Source organism: Micromonospora globispora (assembly GCF_003857015.1).
Lineage (GTDB): Bacteria > Actinomycetota > Actinomycetes > Mycobacteriales > Micromonosporaceae > Micromonospora > Micromonospora globispora.
Window position 1 is genome coordinate 1 of record NZ_QGGF01000758.1, and the last position, 3,559, is coordinate 3,559.

Sequence of the window (3,559 nt, forward strand, 5' to 3'; positions counted from 1 at the left end):
CCCCCCGGGCGCGCAGCAGCGCGGTCTGCGGCCGGCGGTCCTCGTTGAGCAGCGCGGCGACCAGCACCAGGGCGTACCCGCCGAGGACCACGATCAGCAGCAGCGGGGTGAGCAGGGCGGACCGGCCGACCAGGTCGGCCCGACCGAGCCGGTCGATGAGCCGGTCCATGCTGGTGACGCTCTGCGCGGAGGAACCCAGCCCGGTGGCCTCCGGGATCTTCTCGGAGATGGCGGCCACGGCGCCCTTCACCGAGGCGAGCCGGCTCGGCTCGACCGTGCCGAGGTTCGGCTCGACCAGCCAGGAGGCGGAGCTGGAGCCGGGGAAGGTACGGGCGAAGTCGGCCGGGTCCAGCGCGAACGGCCCGTACGAGGCGTCGCCCCCGTCGCCCTCGCCCACCCCGGGCGCCAGCCGCCAGTACGCCTCGGCCGGGTCGCGCGGCCGCCAGGTGCCGGCGATGCGCACCTCCCCGGCCCGCTCCGAGCTGCGGTCGAAGAGCGGTACCCGATCGCCGGTGCGCAGTCCGAGCAGCCCGGCGACCTTCTCGGGGAGCGTCACCTGCAGCGGGGTCGACCCGGGCGCCGGCCACGTCCCGCTGGTGAGCTCGGCGTGCGCGGGCAGGTCGGCCAGGGTGCCGAGGGTGGCGAACATCGGGTCGTCACCGACCCGGGCGGCCCCGAGGTCACCGGTCAGTTCCCGGCCCGTGCCGTAGCGGGCGGCGGCGACGGTGACCGGTACGCCGCCCAGGCCGTCGGTGAACTGGGCGCGTACCGCCCGGTCCCGATCGGCGTACTCCTCGGCGTCGCGTCCGCCCGAGCCGCTCACCAGCAGGCTGCGCTCCTCGGCGGGCGCCGCGGCCAGCAGCGCCCGCTGCCCGGCGTCGACCGCCCGCCGGTTGTAGTCGGAGAGACCGGTGACCAGTGCGACCGCTACCAGGGCCGCGATCGCGGCGGCCAGCAGCAGGCCGCGCGCCTCGACGGCCCGCCTCCACACCAGTTTCATCCGACCCCTCCCCGAGCCCCCGACGGGCCGACGACCAGGAAGACACGTCGGGGTGCGGGAAAGGTTCGCGCCCGTTACTTGATCGTTACCGCGAGACGGCTGGTCAGGTGCGGGGCCGGTCCCGGTCCTTGGAGGGCTGCACCCGCTTGGGCTCGCCGGGCATCTTCGGATGGTCCGGCGGGTACGGCATGTCGCCCTGGCCGGCGGCGGCGTCCCGTTCGGCCCACTCCAGCAGCGGGCTGATGTCCCACGGGGTATCGTCGATGCCGGCGTGCGGGTCGCCCCGCTCGGCGAACCGGGCCGGCACGGTGCCCAGGTGGAAGTCGTCGGGGTCGACCTCGGGCAGCTCGTCCCAGTCGACCGGGGTGGAGACGGTGGCCCGCGCATTGGCCCGCAGCGAGTACGCGCAGGCGATCGTGCGGTCCCGGGCCATCTGGTTGAAGTCCACGAACACCCGGCTGCCCCGCTGCTCCTTCCACCAGGAGGTGGTGACCAGTTCGGGGCGGCGGCGTTCCAGCTCCCGGGCCAACGCGATGGTGGCCCGGCGCACCTCGATGAACGTCCACCGGGGCTGGATGCGCAGGTAGACATGCACCCCCCGGCCGCCGGAGGTCTTCGGCCAGCCGGTGGCGCCCAGCTCGTCCAGCAGCGCACGCAGCTCACCGGCGGCCGCGGCCGCGTCGGCGAAGTCGGTGCCGGGCTGCGGGTCCAGGTCGACCCGCAGCTCGTCGGGGCGGTCGACGTCCGCCGCGCGGACCGGCCAGGGGTGGAAGACCACGGTGCCCATCTGTGCGGCCCAGGCGACGTGCGCCAGATCCTTCGGGCAGAGCTCGGCGGCCGTGCGGCCGCTGGGGAAGCTGATCTCCGCGGTCGCCACCCACGGCGGTACGCCCCGGGTCGGCACCCGCTTCTGGAAGAACATCTCCCCCTCGATGCCCTCCGGGAAGCGCTGCAGGGTGGTGGGCCGGTCCCGCAGGGCGCGCATGATCCCCTCGCCCACGGACAGGTAGTAGTGGAAGACGTCCGCCTTGGTGAAGCCGCGCTGCGGGAAGATCACCCGGTCCGGGCTGGTGAGCCGGACGGTGTGCCCGGCGACCTCGATCTCCTCGACTGCGGCCTTGCTGCCAGCCATTGCGCGACCATATGCGATGGCACCGACGCTCGACGTACCGTTGAGCGGTGAGTCTTTCCGAGAGTGAACTGCCCCGTACCGAGGACGAGTGGCGGGTCCGGCTGAGCCCGGAGGAGTTCCGGGTGCTCCGGGAGGCCGGCACCGAGCGGCCGTGGACCGGCGAGTACGTCGAGACCAAGACGCCCGGCGTCTACCACTGTCGAGCCTGCGGGGCGGAGCTGTTCCGCAGCGAGGACAAGTTCGACTCGCACTGCGGCTGGCCGAGCTTCGACGACGCGATCCCGGGTGCGGTGAAGGAGATCCCCGACAACACCATGGGCATGCGGCGTACGGAGATCCGCTGCGCCCGGTGCGACAGCCACCTGGGGCACGTCTTCGAGGGCGAGGGCTTCACCCCGAAGGACACCCGGCACTGCGTGAACTCGGTCTCCATCCGGCTGGAGCCGACGCAGAGCTGACGACGTGGTCCCGGCGGCGCCGCCACGGCGTCGCCGGGCACGGTCGTCGCCGGGCGGTCAGAGCAGCAGGCGGCTGCCCTGCTCGTCGATCGCGTCGGCGGAGTCGTCGTCCAGCCACACCCCGCCGCTGGCGAGGTAGCGGAAGCGGTACTCGCCCGGGCCGAGCTTGACGGTCACCGTCCGGGTGCCGTTGCGGCGGGCCACCAGCTCGTGCCGGCCGGGCTCCCAGTCGTTGAAGCAGCCGACCACGCTGACCGTGCCGGCCGGGGTGTCCCGCGGGAGGGCGAAGGTCACCCGAGTCTGGTTGCCGAAGAGTTTGTTGCGCTTGATCACGTGGTCCTCCGGGGGGTGTCGGGGCGGTCACCTGGCCTAACGCGCGACACGCCGGGGGCGACTCGCCGTCGAGCGCGACCAGGTTCGCCCGTTTCGGTTGCCCGGATGTATCCCTTCCCGCACCCTGGGATGACAAGTCCGTTTTCGGGGGGTTTCGCAATGGCTACGTGTGAAGTCTGTGGCAACGACTACTGGATGGCGTTCGAGGTGCGCACGGTCAGCGGGGACGTGCACAACTTCGACTGCTTCGAGTGCGCGATCCAGAAGATGGCGCCGATCTGCGAGCACTGCCAGGTCAAGATCGTCGGCCATGGCGTCGAGGTCTCCGGCCGCTTCTTCTGCTGCGCGCACTGCGCCCGCGCCGTGGAGGGCACACAGGGTGCCGAGATCCGCGACGCCATCGGCGCCCGTCCGGCGTGAGCGGCCGGGCACTCAGAGTGCCCGACAGAGCACCGTAAGCGAGCGGTAAGGTCGGCGACCCCTCGATCCCGGCTAGCATCCGGCCATGCCCGCCACCACATCCCGGCTCCTCCCGCTCGCGCTGACGGCCGCCCTGACGCTTCCCGGCTGCTCCACATCGGACGGCGGCTCCGCCGCGCCGGAGACGGCCCCCGCCACCTCCGCCCCGGCCGCCGC

4 protein-coding genes and 1 pseudogene are annotated in these 3,559 nt (G+C 73.0%); 2 read left to right on the forward strand and 3 right to left on the reverse strand.

Translation table 11 applies throughout. From position 1 onward, the window contains the following. A pseudogene (locus DKL51_RS33395) lies at positions 1 to 1,000 on the reverse strand (FtsX-like permease family protein); the annotation flags it as partial. Between the two features lie 103 nt (positions 1,001 to 1,103). Continuing rightward, entirely contained in the window at positions 1,104 to 2,132 is a 1,029-nt protein-coding gene (ligD, locus tag DKL51_RS33400; RefSeq protein ID WP_109948144.1) for a non-homologous end-joining DNA ligase, read from the reverse strand. Positions 2,133 to 2,179: 47 nt separating this feature from the next. Between ligD and msrB the strand changes: the two genes are divergently transcribed. Further along, positions 2,180 to 2,590, forward strand: a complete 411-nt coding sequence (msrB, locus tag DKL51_RS33405) for a peptide-methionine (R)-S-oxide reductase MsrB (RefSeq protein WP_124813244.1) — start codon at positions 2,180 to 2,182, stop codon at positions 2,588 to 2,590. A 57-nt stretch (positions 2,591 to 2,647) separates the two neighbouring features. On the opposite strand, the gene DKL51_RS33410 is transcribed toward msrB, so the two are convergent. Continuing rightward, entirely contained in the window at positions 2,648 to 2,923 is a 276-nt protein-coding gene (locus tag DKL51_RS33410) for an isoamylase early set domain-containing protein (RefSeq protein WP_109948146.1), read from the reverse strand. Between the two features lie 159 nt (positions 2,924 to 3,082). Here DKL51_RS33410 and DKL51_RS33415 point away from each other — a divergent pair, with 159 nt between their 5' ends. Beyond that, the gene (locus tag DKL51_RS33415; RefSeq protein ID WP_109948147.1) at positions 3,083 to 3,343 is read left to right on the forward strand and encodes a metallothionein; all 261 of its coding nucleotides are present in this window, start codon (positions 3,083 to 3,085) and stop codon (positions 3,341 to 3,343) included. Positions 3,344 to 3,559 lie beyond the last annotated feature (216 nt).